A 21,255-nucleotide genomic window follows, 5' to 3' on the forward strand; every position below is an offset into this window, starting at 1 on the left:
CGTCGGCTTACTGCGCCATGTCCACGAAACGGCTGTAGTGCCCCTGGAAGGCGACGGTGACGGTGGCGGTGGGGCCGTTGCGGTGCTTGGCCACGATCAGGTCTGCCTCTCCTGCCCGCGGCGACTCCTTCTCGTAGGCGTCCTCCCGATGCAGCAGGATCACCATGTCCGCATCCTGTTCGATCGATCCCGATTCGCGCAGGTCGGACACCATCGGCTTCTTGTCCGTTCGCTGCTCGGGACCTCGGTTGAGCTGCGACAACGCGATGACCGGGACGCCCAGCTCCTTGGCCAGCAGCTTCAGCGAACGGGAGAACTCCGACACCTCGACCTGGCGGCTCTCGACGCGCTTCCCCGACGTCATCAGCTGCAGATAGTCCACGATCACCAGGCGCAGATCATGCTGCTGCTTGAGCCGGCGGCATTTGGCGCGGATCTCCATCATCGACATGTTCGGCGAATCGTCGATGAACAGCGGGGCCTCGGCGACCTCGCTCATCCGCCGTGCGAGGCGCGTCCAGTCCTCGTCCTGCATCGTGCCGGACCGCATCGCGTGCAGCGCCACCCGCGCCTCCGCGGACAGCAGCCGCATCGTGATCTCGTTCCGCCCCATCTCCAGGCTGAAGAACGCCGACGTCAGCCCGTGCTTGATCGACGCCGCCCGCGCGAAGTCGAGCGCCAGCGTGGAATTGTGGGTCGGGATGCAGGACCGTCCGGCCAGGTACATGTGGTCGGCATTGTCGACCTGGACGCACCGCACCGGCACGCTCTCCACCGGCCGGACGTCCACGATGTACCGCACCCGCGCCTTCGGGTCGACGACCGCACGCTGCCGCGCCGCCTTACGCGGCAACCGGAACACCGTCTCCGCAGGCGTGAACTCGATCCAGTAGCGGACGGAGGCCTCTGCTGAATCTTTCTCAACCTGCTTCGGCGTCATCGTCGCTCGATGGCCGAGGCTGAGAATCAGCTCGCGGGCGTCTTCTGCCAGGCGTCTGCCCGTGAAGGCGAGCTGAACCCGCCCGGTCTTCGAGATGCGCCCGTCGGTATCGAGCATCCCCGCCAGCAACGCCCGCCGCTGCCCTTCGGAGGCCCTCAGATAGACGCTCGGGATGTGCTTGTCGTGCACCAAGCCGAGCCGGACGAGCTGGTCGAGCAGTCCGGGAAGCTCATACCGCCCCGGCGACACTTCGCAGGAGACGTGCTGGCCCGCTGCTTCGATCTCGGCGACGACCTCATCCTCGACACGGGTGAGCTGGGCACGGTCCTTGTCTCCGCGGCCCAGCCAGGCACCTAGGACATACGGCTCGACGGGGAGCACGGCCACGGGAAGCTGGAACGGAGCCGCCACCTCGACCGTGTGGTTCGTCCGTCCGGCCGCGCCGCGCCGCAGCGTCGCGAAGATCTCCTCGGTCGTCCTGATCCGCGGCCGATATGTCGTCGCCTTTTTCCAGGACGAGCGCCGCACCTCGTTCTTACGCCCTAGCTGCCCGTGCTCACCGGCTCCGCCCCGCTCGCCTGTGAGGACACCGCATCCCTGCGCGAACACACGAGGAGCTCCGGGCGCCCTGTGCGTCTGAAGCGCCTGAAGCGCCTGGTGCTCGGGACGCCGGTGGTCAGGAAGGGCGTCGGCATCACCGTCCTGCTCCTGAGTGGCCGGCCGCAGGGTTTCACGGAACCTGGTCAGCACTGTCGACATCGCCCCGCACCGGCGAGCCTCATCCACGAGGGAGAGCCCGTCCCCGACCGTCACGACGCCCGGTGCGATCTGGACGCCGGATCGGTGAGACCAGTTCAGCGTCCGATTCACGCTCCAATGAAGGGGACGCGAGTCAGAGCCGGGCGAAGCACTGGTGCGCCACTGGTGCTGGGCGTCGGCGACGATGACCTCGCCGTCCGAGAACTCGATCTCGTAGCAGGGACGGCCGTGCATGACCTCGGTCGCGGCGACGACACGTGTCGGTTTGCCATCGGCTCCGATCAAGTAGTCGCCGACGGACACCTCTCCCATGGTGGTCCACCCAAATGGGGTAGGAAGGGGCGTATCGAGACTAGTCGCCTTCCCCATGGCAGGTCTTGCGGCGACCACGATCATTTGGCCGGGGTGGAGGCCGTTGGTGAGGGCGTCGAGGTCGGCGAAGCCGGTGGGGCAGCCGACCATCTGGCCGCCGCGGCTGCCGATCGCCTCGATCTCGTCCAGGGCGCCGGGCATGATCTCGCTGAGGGCGACGTAGTCTTCGCCGGCGCGCTTCTCGGCGATGGCGAAGACCTCGGCCTGGGCGCGGTCGAGGACCTCGTCGGCGTCGGCGCCGTCTGCGGCGTAGCCCATCTGGACGATGCGGGTGCCGGTCTCGACCAGCCGCCGCAGGATCGCCCGCTCATGGACGATCTTGGCGTAGTACCCGGCGTTGGCCGCCGTGGGCACGAGGGAGATCAGGGTGTGGATGTAAGGCGCGCCGCCGATGCGTCCGATCTCGCCGTTCTTGGTGAGCTCGCCGGCGACGGTGACGGCGTCGGCGGGGTCGCCGCGGCCGTACAGGTTGAGGATGGTGTCGTAGACGATCTGGTGCGCGGGACGGTAGAAGTCGGGCGTGCGCAGGAGCTCGATGACCTCGGCGATGGCGTCCTGGGAGAGCAGCATCCCGCCGAGGACGCCCTGCTCGGCGGAGATGTCGTGCGGTGGGGTGCGTTCGAACTCGGGTTCGGACGGTCCGATCTCGGCCACGCTCACCGTCGCACCCCCTTCATCTCGGTCGCCGGCGGCCCCGTCCGCCCATCGCCGACCGTTCATCTCACGTCTACCTGAAGCGTCTGACATTCTCCCGAGGCCACGCGGCCGGGAGCAAAGCGTCCTGTGGACGAGCCTGTGGACCGCCTGTGCAGACACGCCGGTTCCGTTGTGCACGACCTGTGGACAACTTTGTGGATTCGCCGTGGACGACGGCCACGACAGCCCTTTGAAGTGCGGAAACGTCGTCCACCGGGTGTGCGGGAAAGAAAGTTCGCTATGTAAGGTGTGAAGTTCTTATGTGAGTTACAGGCTGGTAGCCTCGACGCGGTGTCCACTCCCCGGCGGCTCGCGTCCGCGCACGACCGCGAGATCCTGCGCCTCGCCGTGCCGGCCTTCGGCGCGCTCGTCGCCGAACCCCTCTTCCTGCTGTCGGACTCGGCGATCGTCGGGCGACTCGGCACCGCGCCGCTGGGCGGGCTCGGAGTCGCCGGTCAGGCCCTGAGCACGCTCGTCTACCTGTGCGTCTTCCTCGCCTACGGGACGACGGCAGGGGTGGCACGGCAGGTCGGCGCCGGGGACATACGCGCGGCCGTCCGGCAGGGCATCGACGGGATGTGGCTCGCGCTCGCCATCGGCGTGGCGCTGATCGTGATCGGCCTGCCGCTGGTCCCAGCGGTGGTGGACGCGTTCGGAGCGTCCGCCGATGTCGCCCCCTATGCCGAGACCTACCTGCGGGTCAGCCTCTTCGGGATCCCGGGGATGCTGATCGTCCTGGCCGGGACGGGCGTGCTGCGCGGTCTGCAGGACACCCGGACGCCCCTCGTCGTGTCGATCGGCGGGTTCTCGCTGAACCTGCTGCTCAACGTGCTGTTCGTGCTCGTCCTGGAGTGGGGGATCGCGGGCTCGGCGTGGGGCACCGTGGTCGCCCAGACGGCCAGCGCGGCCGTGTACGTCGCCGTCGTGCTGCGTGCGGCTCGCCGGCATGGGGCTCCGGTTCGTCCGGACATGGTCGGGTTGAGGACGTCCGCGACGGCGGGCTTCGGCCTCCTCGTCCGGACGGCGGCGCTGCGCATCGTCCTGATCGTCGGGACGTCGATCGCGGCGCGGATGGGCGACGAGGAGATCGCCGCCTACCAGGTCGGATTCCAGGTGTGGACGCTGCTGGTGTTCGCGCTCGACGCCATCGCGATCGCCGGGCAGGCGATCACCGGGCGCTACCTCGGCGCGTCCGACCTCGCGGGGACGCGGGCCGTCACGCGGCGGATGGTGTGGTGGGGCGTCGTCTGCGGGGTGGCCTTCGGGCTGTTGATCCTCGCCGTCCGGCCGTGGCTGCCGGGCCTGTTCACGTCGGACGACGGCGTCCGCGATCTGCTGCTCGCCTCGCTGCTTGTCGTGGCCCTGCTGCAGCCGGTCGCGGGCGTGGTGTTCGTCCTGGACGGCATCCTGATCGGCGCGGGCGACGGCGCCTACCTGGCGGTGACGACCCTCATCGCGACGGTCGTCTTCCTGCCGGCCGCGATCGTCCTCTACCGGACGGACGCGGGACTGACCGGACTCTGGGCGGCGATAGGCCTGTGGATGCTGACCCGGCTGCTCACCCTGGGGCTGCGCGCCCGCGGCGACCGCTGGATGGTCACCGGCGCCGTCCGCTGACGGCAACGCGCAGGCCCCCGGCTCCGGGGACGCACCAGCGCCGGGCGACGAATTCCTCGAACCGCACCCGCACCGGCCATCACACTCGCTACTATTCGAACATGTGTTCCACGCACGGCGAGCGGATGGCCCGTCTGACGCAGGCGATCGACGACCTGGCGGCGGAGGGCCTGGCCGGATTGCCTCCCGAGACCCTGGTGGAGAGGGTCGCGGGCATCTGGTCGCTCGTCGAGGGCATCGACCCGGAGATCGCCCGCCGCCGCACGCGCTACACCACCCCCGAAACCTGACGTCACACCAGGTGGGCGGGGTCAGGTCAGGTAGGCGGAGTCTGGTCAGGTGGGCGGGCCAGGTCGGGTGGGCGGGGTCAGGTCAGGTCGTCCAAGGGCGGGAGGGCGGGCAGGATCCCGTCGTCTCCGGTGGCGTTGTCGGACGATGACGACCCGTCGAGCCGCTTCGCCACAGCACGGCGAAGGGCGGGCAGGCGGGCATAGAGGACGTCGCCGGGGCAGGCGGTCTTGTTGTAGTCGCGGTGCCCGACGATGGCCTTGGAAGGTTCCAAGTCGTACGCCCGGCAGAGCCAGACGCACACCTCCACCAGCGAACCCCACAGGCGGCGCGGGACCGCCTTCGTCATGTACGTGCCCTCGTTCTCGATCCCGATCGTGTGCTCGTTGTGATGCAGGACCTGCGCGCCGATGGCGAGGTCGCCGTCCCGGATGGTCTTGAGGCTTCTGTTCCGGCCCTCCATCACGAAGCCGCCGCGGCTGATGGTGAGCTGCTGGCCGGCGTCGTCCCAGCGGTTCCTGTCCATGTGGATGTCCTGGATGAGCCGGGACAGCGCGAAGGCATGGGCGCGCGAACCGTTCTTGGAGTTCGCGGTGGCGGTGTGGTGCACGATGATGTGGTCGGGACGGCGTCCGACCACCTTGGCGGGACGGCGCGGCGCCCGAGCGTTCCACTGGGCGCGGGTGTAGACGCGCGGGGCGTCCGCCGTGAAGAGGACTGTTTCGCCTGTTCCCGGACGTTCACCCGGCCCTGCGCGTCCCAGCCCGGTATGCCCGGCGGCCCCAGCCGGTCCGGGTGAAAGATCGGCAGCCATGGCCTCATTCTGGACGGGAGAAGCCACCGACAGCATCTCCAGCAGCCCGGCCCCCACGACGCCGCCGATGAGCGAGCGTCGCGTCACCGGCGAACGGTCGCGTTCCCGGGCGTCCGCGTCCTCCTCCGAATACGCGTTCACACCGTCCCCCTTACATTCCGCGATACTCTCCTTACGGAACGTAGTTGGACGTTGCGGATAGAACAAGCCCAGGGCGGTTCGCGGACGTTTCACATGAAACGCGGAAAAAGCACGACGGCCCCCGCGCCCGGATGGACGCGGGGGCCGTTCGGCTGACGTGCGTCAGGCCTCGACGACGTTGACGTCGATCGTGGCGTTGACGTCGCTGTGCAGGCGGACGCTGACCCGGTGGGTGCCGACCGTCTTGATCGGGTTCCCGATCTCGATGCGGCGGCGGTCCAGGTCGGGCCCGTCGGCGGCGCGGACCGCGTCGGCGATGTCGGCGGCCGTCACGGCGCCGAACAGGCGGCCGCCGCTCCCGGTGCGGGTGCGCAGCGTCACCCGCAGCGCCTGGAGCCGGCCGGCGACCTCCTTGGCGTGCTCGACGGTCGCGATCTCGCGGGCCGAACGCGCCTTCTTGATCGAGTCGATCTCCTTCTCGGCGCCCCGGGTCCACCTGATCGCGAACCCGCGGGGGACGAGGTAGTTGCGGCCGTAGCCGTCGCGGACCTCGATGACGTCACCGGGCTCGCCGAGCCCGGAGACCTGCTGGGTCAGGATGAGCTTCATCGTCTTTCCCCCTGCCTCAGCGCGCGGTGCTGGTGTACGGCAGCAGCGCCATCTCGCGGGCGTTCTTGATCGCCGTGGCGACGTCCCGCTGGTGCTGAGTGCAGTTGCCGGTCACCCGCCGGGCGCGGATCTTGCCGCGGTCGGAGATGAACTTCCGCAGCAGCCCGGTGTCCTTGTAGTCGACGTAGGAGATCTTCTCCTGGCAGAAAACGCAAACCTTCTTCTTCGGCTTGCGGGGAGGTGGCTTCGCCATCGTGGTGCTCCTTTGGGAGAGCCCCGCTCACGCGGGAATGGACGTTGTCATTTGATCTTGCTGGTAATACACGCCCGAAGCAGGCGGTCGGCCATGCACGAAGCGGGCAGTCGGCCGAAGTGCTCGGCGGGACGGCTCCAGCGGCTAGAAGGGCGGGTCGTCGGAGTACCCGCCGCCACCGCCACCGCCGCCACCACCGCTGGTGGCCCAGGGGTCGTCGGCCGGGGCTCCGCCCCCGCCCTGCTGCTGGCCGCCTCCGAAGCCGCTGCCACCGCCTTGCTGGCCGCCGCCACCGAAGCCGCCACCGCCACCGCCGCCTTGGCCGCCGCCACCGCCGCCACCGAACCCGCCGCCCTGCCGCTGGGTCTTGTTGACCTTGGCGGTGGCGTTGCGCAACGACGGGCCGACCTCGTCGACCTCGACCTCGAAGACGGTGCGCTTCTCACCTTCGCGGGTCTCGTACGACCGCTGCTTGAGGCGACCTTGCACGATCACCCGCATGCCGCGCTGCAGGGTCTCGGCCACGTTCTCGGCGGCCTGCCGCCAGACGTTGCAGGTCAGGAAGAGCGCCTCACCGTCCTTCCAGTCGCCCGCCTGGCGGTCGAAGAACCGCGGGGTCGAGGCGATGCGGAAGGACGCGACCGCCTGGCCGCTGGGGGTGAAACGCAGATTCGGGTCCTCGACGAGGTTCCCGACGATCGTGATTACGGTGTCGCCTGCCATGGGGCTCGCTCCGGCTGCTGTGAGGGCCTTGGGCCTGACGCGGGGCGCCTGGCTCAGTGGACCTCGGGGCGGATGACCTTCGTGCGGAGGATCGACTCGCTCAGGTTGAGCTGCCGGTCGAGCTCCTTGACCGTGGCAGGCTCGGCCGAGAGGTCGACCACCGCGTAGATGCCTTCGGACTTCTTCTGGATCTCGTACGCCAGGCGCCTGCGGCCCCAGACGTCGACCTTCTCCACGCTGCCGCCGCCGTCCTTGACGACCTTCAGGAACGGGTCGAGGGCGGTGTTCGCGGTGCGCTCGTCGACGGCGGGGTCGAGGATGGCCATGAGTTCGTAACGACGCATGCTGTGTCCCTACCTCCTCTGGACTGGTGCGGTCACGGTCTCTCCGTGACAGGAGGGCTGTTGCGTCTCCCGCGGCGGCGCCGGAACCCGGATCGCCGGGCGCGCCCGCCGCGAGACCGATACAGGCTACCAACAGTCGGCAGCGTACGAGCCGCTTCCCGAAGTAGAACGCCAGCACAGCGAAGGGATTCACCTCCCGCGAACGCGAAAATCACCACCCCGCACCGCATGCCAGGACGCGAGAGCGCCCACACCCGGCCCCCGCACCCGGCGCCCGCGCCCGGCCTGCCTGCCCGGCCTGCCTGCCCGGCCTGCCTGCCCGGCCTGCCTGCCCGGCCTGCCTGCCCGGCCTGCCTGCCCGGCCTGCCTGCCCGGCCTGCCTGCCCGGCCTGCCTGCCCGGCCTACGCGCCCGCCCTTGTCCGGGCTGCGTGCCTGCCGTGCCCGGGGCTGCGGCCGGTCCTGGTGGTGGTGGGTGTCTCAGCGTCTCGCTCTTGGTTGGACGGTCTTGGCGCAGCGGCGGCGTTCCAGCTCCGCCATGATGTCGGCCATCCGGGCGCGCATGCGGGCGGCCTGGGTGGTCAGCACGGACAACTCCTCCACGAGCTCCGCGTCACCGATGAGCCCCAACTCCGCTTTCGTCACGATGGTGCACCTCCTGCTCTCCCCCGCTTCCCCTCGGGGGCCGAACCGAGCCGACGTTTTCGAATCCATGTTCGACCGTACCCCCTCCCGCCGACATTTTCCGCCCGCCTCCGCCGGTTGATCTCCGGCCTCGCCGGGAACTCCTATGGGCGTGGTCCGTCCGGTCCCGCGCGCACCATGTGCCCCCGTCGCGGGAGACCTGACCTGGAGGAGGATCCCGATGCCACAGGAGGCAGCAGGCGCGAAGCGGCAGACCGCCGGCGCGCGGACCGAGCCGCACCGGTTCCAGGACGTTCTCGCCGTCGCCGCCGTCACGATCGGTCTCGCCGCCCTCGTCCTCGGCTGGATCCCGGCGACCCACTTCCCCGGGGCCGTCGCCGGGGTGATCGGCCTGCCGCTCGCGCTGTACTCCCAGATGATCTCCGCGACGACGAACGAACGATGGCTGAACGTCATCGGCATGGTGGCCTCGTTCATGGGCACCGCCTTCGCCCTGAGCAACGGCGGCTTCTCGATCTGATCGACTGACGCCTCGCCCGCCTGCCCGCCCGCATCGGATCGCGTTGGGCGCACGCGTTGCGTCGGGCACGTCTTGAGGACGTTCCGCGGGGTGTCGTAGGGCGGGGCTAGGCTCGGGTCATGCGCATCGGAGCCCATGTCGACCAGACCAACCCGCTCGACAACGCCCGCGCGATCGGCGCGGACGTCGTCCAGTTCTTCCTGGGTGATCCGCAGGGATGGAAGAAGCCCGTCCTGCCGGAGGGCGTGGAGGCGTTGGCGGGTTCCGGGGTGGACGTCTACGTGCACGCCCCGTACACGATCAATGTCGCGACGTCCAACAACCGGATCCGCATCCCGAGCCGCAAGAACCTCACGCAGCAGCTGGAGGCGGCGGCGGCGATCGGCGCGAAGGCGCTGATCGTGCACGGCGGGCATGTGCTGAGCGACGACGATCCCGAGCTGGGTTTCGAGAACTGGCGGAAGGTGTTCGAGAGGGTCGAGTGCCCGATCCCGGTCTACATCGAGAACACCGCGGGCGGCGGGAACGCGATGGCGCGCAAGTTCGACCGGATCTCCAGGCTGTGGGAGGTGCTGTCCGGGGTTCCGGGGCTCGAGTCGAAGCTCGGTTTCTGCCTCGACACCTGCCACGCGCATGCGGCGGGGGAGGAACTCGTGGACGCCGTCGACCGGATCAAGGCCATAACCGGCCGCATCGATCTGGTGCACTGCAACGACAGCCGCGACACGTTCGGGTCGGGCGCCGACCGCCACGCCAATCTGGGCAACGGCACCATCGACACGGAACTGATCCTGGCCGTGGTCAGGGGCGCAGGCGCCCCGGTCGTGGTGGAGACGCCCGCGGAAGGCCAGGCCGACGACATCTCGTGGCTGCGCTCGAAGCTCTGAGGGCGAGGCGGCGGGGCGGGCTGAGGCGACGAGACGGCCGCGGCGGCGACGCGGCTACGGCGCTGAAGTCGGCGTGAGGAGAGGCAGAGGTCGTGGCTGGACGGGGGGAACCCGATGGCCGGGATCGGCATCTAAAACCGCGGAGGACCAGCATCACGACAAAGTCCGAAGGTCACATCACACTGGCATAATTCGGAACCCAGCCCACAGCGCACGCGCGAACCTACCGGCGGCGGGCGCGCGAACCGATCGGGAACCACATGTCACAGCCCCCTTACGACCCGTACGGCTACGGCACTCACGACCCGTACGCCCAGCACTACTCCCAGCCCGCGCAGCCCCCGTCCGTCCAGCACCACTACTACGGCGGGTCGCACGTGCCGGTCGCTCCTCCCACCAACGGGATGGCGACCGCGTCGATGGTCTGCGGGCTCATCGGCTTCCTCGCGTGCGGCCTGACGTCGATTCTCGCGATCATCTTCGGCCATGTCGCGCAGGGCCAGATCAAGCGGACGGGCGAGGGCGGCCACGGGATGGCCGTCGCCGGGCTCATCCTCGGCTACATCGTCACGGTCGGCTGGATCATCTTCTGGATCTTCTACATCGGCTTGTGGGCGGCGATCGTGGGGACCAGCGGAACGTCCACCTACTGACGCCCGTCCAGGCGAGACGCGCGTCAAGCCAGACCAGACGGGCGTCAAGAAACCAGACCAGACGGGGGTCAAGCCAGACCAGACGGGGGTCTTGCCAGGCCGGATGGGCGCTTTTCAAGCTGAACCAAGCGTCTTTCCAGGTCGGACGGGGACGACCGGTCAGGCGAGGCGGGGGACGCCTGCCACTTCCACGCCCACGCTCGACATCAGCACGGTCATGGGGGTGGGGGTGTCCTGCCACGCCTTCACCACGCCGGCGAACATGTCCAGGACGGCGCGAAACGCCTGCTGGTCGGTGTCGGCCAGTTCGGCCCATGACTCGTACAGCACCACGTAGCCGTTCTTAGCGGGGGTCCACGAAAGGTCGGCCAGGGAGTCGCCGAGCGCGTCCCAGTCGGCGGCCGGTCCTTCGGGCAGTTCGAAGACGTCGGCGCACAGCCGCAGGAACGAGGCGCTGTCGCGGGCGCGGCGGCCGTCGAGGTGGAATCCGCGCCGGCCGGCCTCCTCGGCGCGCTCGATCCAGCTCGTGTCGCCGATCGCGGCCGGCACCGGGGGCGTCCGCCACTGGTAGACGCCCGGCTTCAGCCGTCCCGCGAGCAGCACGTCCAGTGCTTGGTTCGCGTCCACGTCATCTCCCGGCAGTTCCTGCGCCCTGCGTGCGCGGGGCCCGGGGCGGCGGCGGCCCACCCCGCCGACCGCGATCATCCCCGGGCAACGCCCACGGAATCCCCCAATATGGGCAGATTCCGGCCACGCTGTCCCGGCGCTCGGGGGCCACGTGCGTCCGAGATCGTCGCACAACGTTCGCAGCCGGACGTTCACCGACGCGCTGACCTGCGTCGATCGAGTCAGCCACCAACCCGGGCTTGACAGTCTTCGCTCATGCACTATTCTCTCTTATATCGAGAGACTCACCGAACGAGCCACTCTCTCAGCGAGGCAGTTGCCCGATTCCGGAAGGAACACAGAGATGAACGCCACGCCCACGACCACTGCCGCCGACGCCGTGACCCGCGTCCAGGCCCACTACCGGAACGTCAAGAAGCTCGGCCACTGGACGGCCGATCGCCGCTTCGAGGTGCGCGCCCGCCGCGGCATGGTCGTCCTCGACCTGCGCTCCCCGCAGATCCCGGACGGCGACATCGACGTCGAGGTCGACCTCGACCACGCGATGGTCAAGCTGCTCGTCCCGCAGGACGCCCGGATCGACCACTGGGACCTGCGCTACCCCGGCCGCGGCCGCGTCAAGGACTGGACGGGCGAGAACGGCGAAGGCCGCCGGATCCGGCTCACCGGCGAGATCCGGCATGGCGAGATCCGCGTCCACAGGGGCGGCGTCGCCACGCTCTCCGCGATGTTCTCCCGCGAGTTCGTCCAGGACGTCCGCCGCGCCCGCCGCGAAGGCACCGAACCCACGATCGCCGACCCTGCCCACAGCGCCTGAACCCGCAGTCCCTGAACCCGCAGTCCCTGAACCCGCAGTCCCCGCAGTCCCCGCAGAACCCGCAGCGCCTGAACCCCGCAGCGCCTGAATCGGAGCGCCTGAATCGGAGCGGCAGGAACGCGGGGGCGGAGCGAGAACGTCCAGCACCGTACGATCCTGCGCGGGTTAGCGGTGGGCGGGGGTGAGGAGGGTGCTCAGCAGGGTGAGGCCCTCGTCGCGGACGTCCGGTAGGTCGTGCTCGATGCCGTGGAGCACGTCGGTGGCCGGGTCGGCCAGTTCCCAGAAGCGCAGCTTGCCCTCCAGGCGCGCGTCGAACGGCCGGCCCCGCTCCGCCTGAAGCCGCTGGACGAACGCACGATTCGTCTCGGGCCACAGGAAGCACAGGTCGTAGTCGGGGTCGCCGATCCGCGCGTCGCCGAAGTCGATCAGCCCGGTGACGCGCGTTCCGGTGATCAGCAGGTGGTCCAGGCTGATGTCGGCGTGGATCAGCGTGGGAGGGCCGTCGAAGTTCCCGTCGTCGGCGAGGTAGTGCTCGTAGGCGTCGAGCAGGAGCCGCGCCTGGTCGGGCGGCAGCAGCGGGACGACCTCGGCGCGGACGAGGCGCAGGTCCGCGGTGAACTCCGCGCGCGGATCCGCCTCGGGGACGCCGAGTTCGCGCGCACGTTTCACGGGAAACGAATGGATCGCCTCGATCAGGCCCGCGATCTGGCGGACGGGCTCCGGCTCGTCCAGCAGCCCGCGGGCATGCCACTCCTCCTCGGACAGCGACTCCCCGGGCACCACCGGATAACAGCAGAACTCCCCTGGTCCGAGCGGGTTCGGGGCGGTGAAGGCGAACCGGGGGACGGGGACGTCGAGCAGCCCGGCGAGTTCGGGCAGCAGCCTGGCCTCGCAGGCGATGCCCTCCGCGCCGTCCTCGCCGCGCGGGAAGCGCAGCACGTACGAATGCGGATCGGCCTCAAGCAGCAGCGCCACGCTCTCGAACCCGGCGCCGAGCGGCCGCAGCGGGCGGCGCGCGAGGTCGGGCCTGACATCGGCGACGGCCGCGCGCACCTTCGGCTCCCACCCGTCCGGCAGGACGACGTTCCTGGTCACCCGAGCACTCCTCTCGACTCCCGACGATTCATGATGATGGCGGGTTGAGTCTCTAGTCACTGGAGCCCTCATGGTGGACGGCATGGACGGCGACACCCTCTACACGATCGGGGAACTGGCGCGCCGCACCGGCCTTCCGGTGCGGACGATCCGGTTCTACTCCGACGAGGGCGTGGTGCCGCCGTCCGGCCGTACCGCGGCCGGCTACCGGCTGTACGACGTGGCGGCCGTCGCGCGCATCGACCTGGTGCGGACGCTGCGCGACCTCGGCGTCGACCTCGGCACGGTCCGGCGGGTGCTGGACCGCGAGATCGGCGTCGGGGAGGTCGCGGCGGCGCACGCGGAGGCGCTGGACGTGCAGATCAGGACGCTGCGCCTGCGCCGGGCCGTGCTGCGGGCGGTCGCGAAACGCGGATCCGATCCAGAGGAGATAGAACTCATGCACAAGCTCGCCCGGCTGTCCGACGAGGAACGGCGGCGGATCATCACCGACTTCATCGACGAGTCGTTCGCCGGGCTCGACCTCGACCCCGGCTTCGCGGCGAAGATGCGGTCCGCGCTGCCGGAACTGCCCGACGACCCCGAACCCGACCAGGTGGACGCGTGGGTGGAACTCGCCGAGCTGGTGGGCGACCCCGGTTTCCGCGCGGCCATTCGCCGGATGGCCGAGGCCCAGGCGGCCGACATCTCGCGGGGCTCCTACCCGGACGATCCGGTGCGTCTCGCCGAGCTGACGCGGGAGAAGATCGAACAGGCCATCGCGGACGGCGTCGCACCCGATTCGGACGCGGCCCGTCCCGTCGCGGACGACCTGGCGGGGGCCTACGCGGCCGCGTCCGACGCCACCGACGACGCCGCGTTCAGGCGCGACCTGCTGGAACGCATGGAGATCGGCACTGACCGCAGGGCGGAGCGGTACTGGCAATTGCTCGCCGTCATCAACGGCTGGCCCGTCCAGCCGACGATGACACCGTGTTTCGAGTGGTTCATCGAGGCACTCCGCGCCAGCGGTGCGGACAGCGCTGACAGCGAAGGCGGCGCGCGCGGCCTGGGCGGGCGGCGTTAGGGCGTCGGGATCGGGACGCTGGCGTGGTGGGTGCCGCGCCAGCGTCCCAACGAGATCACGTCGGGGGCGCCGTCCAGGACGCCGCCTGCCGGGTCGTCTGCGTCGTCCGTGCGCACCAGGTCGCCGGACGGGCGCAGCACGTCCAACACCACCAGGGCCGCCAAGGCAAGGACGGTCACGAAGCGCGCGAGCAGTGCCAGGTGGTAGACGTCCTCGCTGATGCCGCCCGCCGGGGCGTCGAGGCTGAGCACCGCCGACACGGTGTCCGAGAGGTCCGCGCCCGGCGTCTGCGCGGACACCGACAGCAGGAACCACCAGATGCCGAAGAAGTAGGCGATCTCGCCCGCCTGCCAGACCACGAACGCGGGGACCTTCGGACGCGCCAGCACCGCGAGCGGCAGCAGCCACAGGACGTACTGCGGCGACCAGACCTTGTTCGGCAGCATGAACGCGACCAGCACGAGGAACATCAGCTGCGGCAGGCGCGGGCGGCGCGGCGCCGTGAACGCGAGGACCGCGATGCAGGCGGCGAGGACGAGGAACGTCCCGGTGCCGAGGAGGTTGAGGGTGCCGGTGTCGGACGTGGACTTCTCCAGCCCGTGGTCCTGGAGGTAGAAGAAGATGGAGCCCCAGTCGACGCCGCGTTCCTGGCTGAAGGTGTAGAACTCCTTCCAGCCGTCCCATGCGAAGAGCATCACGGGCAGGTTGACCAGCAGCCATGCGCCGGCCGTCCCGGCGAGCATCCGTCCGAGGGCGCGCCATTGCCCGGCGCGCACGCACAGCAGGACCAGCGGGCCGAGGAGGAGCAGCGGGTAGAACTTCGCCGCGATCGCGAGGCCGAGCATCGTCCCCGCGAGCGCCGGGCGCCGCGCCGACCACGCGGCGACGGCCAGCGCGGACAGTGCCACCGCGAGCAGGTCCCAGTTGATGTAGGCGGTGAGCAGCAGGGCCGGGGACAGCGCCACCATCAGGCCCGTCCGCAGGGAGCGCCGTCCGGCCGCGTACGCAGTGGCGAGGACGGCGACCACCGCCAGGGCGGCGAGGAGCAGCACGGTGACGTTGTAGAAGGCCATTCCGCGCTCGCCCAGGCCGAACGGCTTCACCAGCCACGCGGCCAGCTGCATGAAGCCGCCGCTCAGCACCGGGTACTCGACGTAGTGGATGTCAGAGCCGGTGAACGAGTCGAAGTACGGGAGCTTGCCGTCGTTCAGCCCGCGCACGTAGTAGAGCGGGTAGATGTCGGTGTAGCAGGCGTTCGTCGTCGTCTTGATGAAGTCGAAGTTCGCCGACGCGCACGGCCGCTTCTGCAGCCAGCCCAGCATGCACACGAAGGCCGTGAGACCCGTCAGGACGGGGGCGAGCCGCGCCAGCCGACCAGGGGCCGAAGAGCCGGAAGGGCCAGAGGGGCCGCCGGGGCCGTCCGCCTCGTCGTTGTCGGTTCCGGCGGCGGGCATCCCGAGCCTTTCAGAAGACGACGCCATGGACAGCAAGACTATTGGTCATCGCAGCCGCCCGCGCGCCGCGACCGCACAGGGAACGCGGAACGGCCCGGACCCCGTTGCGGGCTCCGAGCCGTTCCGCTCCGCTCCGTTCCGTTCCGTTCCAAGTGCCGGGGGCCAACGCCCGGCCGCGCTAATCGCTAATCGCTAATTAGGCGGATTCGGGTCACTCGGTTCTTCCCGCCTGCAGGCGGGATGGTTCCTGTTCTCGGGCTTCTCGCACCACCACGTCTTGTCCCCTTCGGGCGGGAGGTTCGGGTTGCAGCCGAGCGGCAGGCCGTACTCGTTGCAGGGCTGCCCCCCTCCCGTGGGCGGGTCCGTCGGGAACGACGGGCCCGGGGACGGCGACTGGCAGTTCGGCAGCGGCTGCCCCGGCTGGCAGGTCGGCCGCTCCGTCGGGGACGGCGCCGTCGTCGTCGGGGCCGGCTTCGGCTTCGCCCACGGGGCGAGCTCGCCGCCGTTGACGGGCGGCGGGAACTGCGCGATCTCCTTGCCGTCCAGCGCCTTCGTCATGAAGCGCTTGAACAGGTCGGCCGGAACCGTACCACCGTAGACCTGGCTGTAGTTGCCGACGCCGACCAGCGACTTGCGGTTCCCGTTCTTGTCCGACCGCCACATCGCCGCCGACGTCACGAGCTGCGGCGTGTAGCCGACGAACCAGGCGGACTTGTTCTCGTCCGTCGTACCGGTCTTGCCCGCCACCGGACGGGCGCCGAGGCTCGCGCGCCTACCGGTACCGGACGAGACGACCGCCTGCATCGCCGAGGTCGCGTCGGCCGCGACCCCGTCGGAGAACACCGTCTCGGGCTTCTGCCACGGCAGCTTCTCCAGGACGTCGCCGTGCTTGTTCGTGACCGGGTGGCCCGTGTTGGTGGCGATCTCGGAGATGACGTGCGCGGGCCGGTGCTTGCCCCCGGCGGCGAACGTCGAGTACACCGACGCCATCGTGACCGGGGTCGTGTCGATGACGCCCAGCGGCAGCGAGGTGTACGTCGGGTTGAGGTTCTTGGTGTTCTTCGGGATGCCCATCTTCTTGGCCATCTCGATGACGTTGGACAGCTGCACCTTCTGCCCCAGCTCGACGTACGCCGTGTTGATCGACATCGCCGTCATCTGCTTGAGGTTGTAGACGCCGTTCTCCGACCTGGCGTCGTTGGTGAACGTCGCGCCGTTGATGGTCCGCTTGTAGCTGCCGTCCATCGTCGTCTGCAGGCTGATGCCCTGGTCGAGCGCGGTGGCCAGCACGATCGGCTTGAACGACGACCCCGGCTGGACGTTGCCCTGGAAGGAGTTGTCGAACTGCTGCTTGCGGTAGTCCGGACCGCCGTAGGCGGCCACCACCCCGCCCGTCTTCGGGTCGACGGCGGCGAGCCCGAACTGGATGTCGCTGCCGAGCCCGTTCTCCTTCCTGATCTGCTTGACGACCTTGTTGGTGTAGTCCTGCATCCCCCGGTTGAACGTCGTCTTGATCCGGAGGCCGCCGGTCTCCAGCATCTGCTCGTCGATGCCGAGCGTCTTCAGCTCGGCCAGGACGCGGTCCTGGAGGTAGCCGGTGTTCTCGTCGTCCGGGACGTCGCTCCAGTTCTCCTGGGTCTGCGGGAATTTCGCCGACGCGCGCTTGGTCTGGTCGAGCCAGCCCTGCTCGACCATCCCGTCGAGGACGTAGTTCCAGCGGTCGATCAGCGCCTGCTTGGCCGGGTTGGACGCCGGGCCGAAGGTCGCGAAGTACCCCGGACGCTGGATCAGCGCGGCGAGCATCGCCGACTCGGACTCGTTGATCTCGGTGACGGGCTTGTGGAAGTAGGCGCGGGACGCCGCCTGGATGCCGTACGACCTGCGTCCGAACGCGACCGTGTTGAGGTACAGCTGGAGGATCGTCTTCTTGTCCATCTCCTTGCCGAGACGGATCGAGATGAGGATCTCCTTGAGCTTGCGGCTGACCGTCCTGTCCTGGCTGAGGCCCGCGTAGTAGTTCCGCGCCATCTGCTGCGTGATCGTCGAGGCGCCGGCGACCTCGCCGCCGGCGACGGCCCGGTACATCGCGCCCGCGATGCCGGTCGGGGAGATGCCCGGCTCGTGCCAGAAGTTGCGGTCCTCCGCGGCGAGGATCGCGTTCTGGACGTGCTTCGGGACCTTGTCGAGCGGGATGTCCTCGCGGTGGGTGCCGATCCGGGCGAGCGGCGCCCCGTCCGAGAACGTGATCAGCGACTCCTGGCGGAGCGCGGCCTGCTGCTTCTCGGTCGGGATGGGGGTGTTGGCGTACGCGACGACGACGAGCGTGGCCATGCCGAGGATCAGCACGCTGACGACCGCGACGATGACCTTCCAGGACGGGACGTACCGCCGCCAGCCGGTCTTCTCCGGGTCGTCGCCGTTCGGCCCCTTGCCGCGGCGGTTCCAGAAGGCGAGACCGTCGCGCAGGCCGTCGCCGCGCCTGCCGCCTGAGCCGCCGCTGCCGCCCCAGAAGCTCTCGTCTCCGTCGCCCCCGGAGCCGCCGCGCCGACCGAAGCCGCCGCCTCCGCCTCCGCCGGGCCCGCGTCCGCCTGGGCCGCCAGGACCGCCTGGACCGCCGGGGCCGCCTGGACCGCCGGGGCCGCCTGGGGCGCCGGGGCCTGCCGCGCCGCCCGCGGCACCGGCCCGTCCGGGACCGCCCGGCCGGCCGCCCGGACCCGAACGCATCGATGAAGGCGTGCCGCGGCGCCGTCCGCCGCCGCCTCCGATCCGCGCCGGCCCGCCGCTCCGTCCGCCCGACCTGCCGCCGGGGCGCGGGGCCCGGCCGGAGGCGCCGGACGATCCGCCGCGCGGCGCACCGGCGGGCGGGCCCGAGCCGCCGGAGCGGGGGGTCGCCCTCCGGTCGGGGCCATCTCCGAATTCCGGTCCGTATGGGCTTCGGTTACTCACGCGACCTCATCAACTGGGGTACGGCTGTGCGTCGTCAGAGAGTACTGCGCCCCCGGAGGCGCGGGGGCCGAGGCGTCGAGCCTCGCCTCCCCCCGGAGCTCCGGACGCACTCCGTCACGCCCCCTGGCGTGCGGCGACTCGGGAACATGCTTCATGTCACACCACCGCCTCCATGGGACGGTTCGGACGGGACGGCCCACCGGTTCATTCCGGCGGCCTCGACACTGGGTACAGCGGCGCGAGGCCCGCCGTACTGGGCTCGTTGAGGCCACCGCCCCGGATCCGGCACGCGGGGTGGCCCGGGTGCGTGTTGCACCACCACTGCGGCGCCGGGTAGCTCGGCGGCTTGTTCGGGTTGCAGTTGGGGTCGGGGAACGGCGACTGGCACGGCGGCTTGTTGCCTCCGCCGCCACCGCCGCCACCGCCGCCGTCGCCCTTGCAGCGCGGGTCGTACTCGCCGATCGGGCTGTCGCACCACGGCGGCCTGTCGTCCTTCTTCTCCGGCGGCTTCGCCCACCTCTGGACGATCCCGCCCCACGCCGGCGGCGGGAACTGCCTGGCCTCCACGCCGCGCAGCGCGTCCGACATGTAGGACCGCCAGATGCGGGCGGGGATCGTGCCGCCCTCCACCTCGCCGATCCCCGGCAGGATCACCGACTTCTTCTTCCCGTTCGGCCCCACCGAGTCGTTGTAGAGCGTCACCGCCGTGGACACCTGCGGCACGTATCCGATGAACCACGACGACACGTTCCGGTCGGTCGTGCCGGTCTTGCCGGCGGCCTGGCGTCCGTCGGGCAGCCGCGCCGCCGTCGCCGTGCCGCCCTGGATGACCTGCTGCATCGCGTACGTGGCGTCCGCCGCGACCTTCGGGGTGAAGACGCGGCGCTTCTCGTACTTCGGCCTGAGCCGCACCGTCTTGTTGTCGGACTGCCTGACCTGGCGGATCACGTGCGGCTGGTGGTACACGCCGCCGTTGGCGAACACCGCGTACCCGGCCGCCTGCTCGATCGGACGGATGTCGTTGACGCCCAGCGCCAGGTTCAGGCAGCACTTGTGCGGCTTGAGCAGATCGGACGCGATCCCGGCGTCCGTCTCCGTCTCCATCACCTCTTCGATGCCGACCTTGCCCATCAGCTGGAGGAACGCGGTGTTCACCGATTCCTCCGTCGCGGTGATGAGGTTGACCGCCGGAGGCACCCGGTGGGAGTTCGGGACCATCACGGCGTTGGGATCGCTCCGCGAGACGACGTTGCCCTCACCGTCGAGCGGGATCCTCGACCGGCCCTCCACCATGCTCTTCAGGCTGTAGTTCTGCTTCAGCGCCGTCGCCAGCACGTACGGCTTCATCGCCGACCCCGCCTGCGCCCTGCCCTGCCACACGTTGTTGAACGCCTGGTCCAGGTAGTCGGGCCCGCCGTAGAACGCGACGACCTCGCCGTTCGCGGTGTTCACCGACACCAGCCCGACGCGGATCTTCTTCTTCGCCAGCTTCTTCGGGTTCACCTGCGGGACGGTCCGCTCCGCCGCCCGCTTGGCCATCTCCATCCGCTTGCGGTCGAACGTCGTGTAGACGCGCAGGCCCTTGGTCGTCAGCTCCTTGTCGTCGATCTTGAGCCGGCTCAGCTCCTCCTTCGCGCGCATCAGCATGTAGCCGCGCTGGCCGCCGTACAGCTGGTTGCCCGTGCCCGCCTCTTTGATCCTGGGCAGGCGCTGCTTGAACTTGTCGGCGTCGCCCTGGCCGAGCTTGCCCATCTTGACCAGGCCGTCGAGCGTGTACTGGTACCGCGCGGTCACCCACGCCCGGTTGCCCTCCTGGCCCGGGTCCCGGTTCGGGTTCTGGATGATGCCGCCGAGGAACGCCGCCTGGTCGGGCTTGAGCTTCCACACGTCCGTCCCGAAGTACTCGCGGGACGCCGCCTGGATGCCGTACGTGTCGCGGCCCATGTAGATGGTGTTCAGGTACAGCTTGAGGATCTCGTCCTTGGTGTGCTTGTCCTCCAGCTTCAGCGAGATGAACAGCTCCTTGAACTTCCGGTTCATCGTCCGGTTGTTCGGGTCGGAGTAGTAGTTCTTCGCCAGCTGCTGCGTGATCGTGGAGCCGCCGCCCGACCCGCCGGTCAGGTTCTTCCACACCGCCCGCGTCGTGCCCTTGACCGAGAACCCGGGGTCGGTGCGGAAGCTGCGGTTCTCCGCCGCGAGCACCGCGTCCTGGACGATCGGCGGCACCTTGTTCAGCTCGACGCTCTGCCGCTTCTTGCCGATCCGTCCGATCTCGCTGCCGTCGGTGTAGTAGAAGATCGACGCCTGGTCCTCGACGCCCGCCACCGTGGGCTCCGCGGGCGTCGGCGTGTTCGCGTACGCGACCCAGATCAGCGTGATGAACCCGGCGAACCCGAGCCCGCAGACACCCGCCACGACCTTCCAGGACGGGATGTACTTGCGCCACCCCTCGCCCCGGGACCGCAGGTGATCGATAAAGCTCGTCTTGTTGGGCCCAGGTCCGCCGGGCCCTCCCGGTCCCCCCGGCCCGCCAGGGCCGCCCGGACCGCCGGGCCGTCCGGGCCCGCCCGGTCCTACGGGGCCGCCCGCTCGATGCGACGCACGCGTGCCGCCGCCGCGGAACTTCCCGGCGACCTTCGACCCGAGGTCCTGACCGAGCTTCCCGAGCTCGCCGAGCTTCTCCCGGACGCCGTTCCCGGTCGTCCCGAACCCGGCCATCCCGGCCCCGGCACCGGCCATCCCCGGACCACCGGCCGCACCGGCCGCATGCCTCCCCGCACCCGGCCGAGGAGCCCCTCCCATACCGGACGCGTTAGGCGTCCGAGGCCCACCAGGCACATTCGGCCCACCAGGCCCACTCACCCCAGGCCGCCCCGAACCGGGCCCACTCACTCCAGGCCGCCCCGGACCAGGCCCACCCGGGCCGCGCCCGCCGGACATGGCATCACCCATAGGCGACCTCATCGGCGCACCCGGCCCACCAGCACCACC

Annotated in this window: 19 protein-coding genes; 7 read left to right on the forward strand and 12 right to left on the reverse strand. The window is 70.0% G+C overall.

All coding sequences use genetic code 11. The annotated features are described in order from the left end of the window. Positions 1–7: 7 nt before the first annotated feature. Complete coding sequence (dnaB, locus tag ACH35V_RS16445) at positions 8–2,731, reverse strand: replicative DNA helicase (protein ID WP_395973185.1); 2,724 nt, start codon at positions 2,729–2,731, stop codon at positions 8–10. A gap of 327 nt (positions 2,732–3,058) precedes the next feature. Here dnaB and ACH35V_RS16450 point away from each other — a divergent pair, with 327 nt between their 5' ends. Both ACH35V_RS16450 and ACH35V_RS16455 read left to right on the forward strand, forming a co-directional pair. Continuing rightward, entirely contained in the window at positions 3,059–4,384 is a 1,326-nt protein-coding gene (locus ACH35V_RS16450; RefSeq protein WP_395973187.1) for an MATE family efflux transporter, read from the forward strand. A gap of 101 nt (positions 4,385–4,485) precedes the next feature. After that, positions 4,486–4,674, forward strand: coding sequence for a hypothetical protein (locus ACH35V_RS16455; RefSeq protein ID WP_052357975.1), 189 nt, complete (start codon positions 4,486–4,488; stop codon positions 4,672–4,674). 77 nt (positions 4,675–4,751) lie between these two features. Here the strand turns inward: ACH35V_RS16455 and ACH35V_RS16460 are convergent, their stop codons facing one another. From ACH35V_RS16460 to ACH35V_RS16485, 6 genes are all read right to left on the reverse strand, one after another. Further along, positions 4,752–5,627 carry a peptidoglycan recognition family protein gene (locus ACH35V_RS16460; protein ID WP_395973189.1) on the reverse strand — a complete coding sequence of 292 codons (876 nt, stop codon included), beginning with the start codon at positions 5,625–5,627 and terminating at the stop codon, positions 4,752–4,754. Between the two features lie 162 nt (positions 5,628–5,789). Beyond that, on the reverse strand, positions 5,790–6,236 hold the full coding sequence (gene rplI, locus ACH35V_RS16465; RefSeq protein ID WP_395973191.1) for a 50S ribosomal protein L9: 447 nt from the start codon (positions 6,234–6,236) through the stop codon (positions 5,790–5,792). A 16-nt stretch (positions 6,237–6,252) separates the two neighbouring features. Next, a complete protein-coding gene (gene rpsR, locus ACH35V_RS16470) occupies positions 6,253–6,489 on the reverse strand; it encodes a 30S ribosomal protein S18 (protein WP_019631633.1) in 237 nt (78 codons plus the stop codon). A gap of 144 nt (positions 6,490–6,633) precedes the next feature. Next, on the reverse strand, positions 6,634–7,212 hold the full coding sequence (locus ACH35V_RS16475) for a single-stranded DNA-binding protein (protein ID WP_395973192.1): 579 nt from the start codon (positions 7,210–7,212) through the stop codon (positions 6,634–6,636). 53 nt (positions 7,213–7,265) lie between these two features. After that, positions 7,266–7,556, reverse strand: a complete 291-nt coding sequence (gene rpsF / locus ACH35V_RS16480) for a 30S ribosomal protein S6 (RefSeq protein ID WP_395973194.1) — start codon at positions 7,554–7,556, stop codon at positions 7,266–7,268. A gap of 478 nt (positions 7,557–8,034) precedes the next feature. Beyond that, on the reverse strand, positions 8,035–8,199 hold the full coding sequence (locus ACH35V_RS16485; RefSeq protein WP_395973196.1) for a hypothetical protein: 165 nt from the start codon (positions 8,197–8,199) through the stop codon (positions 8,035–8,037). Positions 8,200–8,419: 220 nt separating this feature from the next. Between ACH35V_RS16485 and ACH35V_RS16490 the strand changes: the two genes are divergently transcribed. The 3 genes from ACH35V_RS16490 to ACH35V_RS16500 all read left to right on the forward strand — a co-directional run bounded on the left by ACH35V_RS16490 (position 8,420) and on the right by ACH35V_RS16500 (position 10,259). Then, positions 8,420–8,719, forward strand: coding sequence for a hypothetical protein (locus ACH35V_RS16490; RefSeq protein WP_395973198.1), 300 nt, complete (start codon positions 8,420–8,422; stop codon positions 8,717–8,719). Between the two features lie 119 nt (positions 8,720–8,838). Then, entirely contained in the window at positions 8,839–9,606 is a 768-nt protein-coding gene (locus tag ACH35V_RS16495) for a deoxyribonuclease IV (protein ID WP_395973199.1), read from the forward strand. Between the two features lie 260 nt (positions 9,607–9,866). Beyond that, a complete protein-coding gene (locus tag ACH35V_RS16500) occupies positions 9,867–10,259 on the forward strand; it encodes a DUF4190 domain-containing protein (RefSeq protein WP_395973201.1) in 393 nt (130 codons plus the stop codon). A 159-nt stretch (positions 10,260–10,418) separates the two neighbouring features. Here ACH35V_RS16500 and ACH35V_RS16505 read toward each other — a convergent pair whose 3' ends face one another. Next, positions 10,419–10,886, reverse strand: a complete 468-nt coding sequence (locus ACH35V_RS16505; RefSeq protein ID WP_395973203.1) for a barstar family protein — start codon at positions 10,884–10,886, stop codon at positions 10,419–10,421. A 343-nt stretch (positions 10,887–11,229) separates the two neighbouring features. Between ACH35V_RS16505 and ACH35V_RS16510 the strand changes: the two genes are divergently transcribed. Continuing rightward, complete coding sequence (locus tag ACH35V_RS16510) at positions 11,230–11,703, forward strand: hypothetical protein (protein ID WP_395973205.1); 474 nt, start codon at positions 11,230–11,232, stop codon at positions 11,701–11,703. Between the two features lie 165 nt (positions 11,704–11,868). Here ACH35V_RS16510 and ACH35V_RS16515 read toward each other — a convergent pair whose 3' ends face one another. Beyond that, positions 11,869–12,798, reverse strand: coding sequence for a phosphotransferase family protein (locus tag ACH35V_RS16515; RefSeq protein WP_395973206.1), 930 nt, complete (start codon positions 12,796–12,798; stop codon positions 11,869–11,871). Positions 12,799–12,868: 70 nt separating this feature from the next. Here ACH35V_RS16515 and ACH35V_RS16520 point away from each other — a divergent pair, with 70 nt between their 5' ends. After that, the gene (locus ACH35V_RS16520) at positions 12,869–13,864 is read left to right on the forward strand and encodes a MerR family transcriptional regulator (RefSeq protein WP_395973207.1); all 996 of its coding nucleotides are present in this window, start codon (positions 12,869–12,871) and stop codon (positions 13,862–13,864) included. On the opposite strand, the gene ACH35V_RS16525 is transcribed toward ACH35V_RS16520, so the two are convergent. From ACH35V_RS16525 to ACH35V_RS16535, 3 genes are all read right to left on the reverse strand, one after another. Continuing rightward, a complete protein-coding gene (locus ACH35V_RS16525) occupies positions 13,861–15,345 on the reverse strand; it encodes a glycosyltransferase family 87 protein (protein ID WP_395973208.1) in 1,485 nt (494 codons plus the stop codon). The two genes, ACH35V_RS16520 and ACH35V_RS16525, sit on opposite strands and share 4 nt — an antisense overlap. A 165-nt stretch (positions 15,346–15,510) precedes the next feature. Next, positions 15,511–18,042, reverse strand: coding sequence for a transglycosylase domain-containing protein (locus ACH35V_RS16530; RefSeq protein WP_395973209.1), 2,532 nt, complete (start codon positions 18,040–18,042; stop codon positions 15,511–15,513). 426 nt (positions 18,043–18,468) lie between these two features. Continuing rightward, positions 18,469–21,003 carry a transglycosylase domain-containing protein gene (locus ACH35V_RS16535; RefSeq protein WP_395973211.1) on the reverse strand — a complete coding sequence of 845 codons (2,535 nt, stop codon included), beginning with the start codon at positions 21,001–21,003 and terminating at the stop codon, positions 18,469–18,471. Positions 21,004–21,255: the final 252 nt, after the last annotated feature.

The sequence above is a fragment of the Actinomadura sp. 1N219 genome (assembly GCF_044326405.1).
Taxonomy (GTDB): Bacteria; Actinomycetota; Actinomycetes; order Streptosporangiales; family Streptosporangiaceae; genus Spirillospora.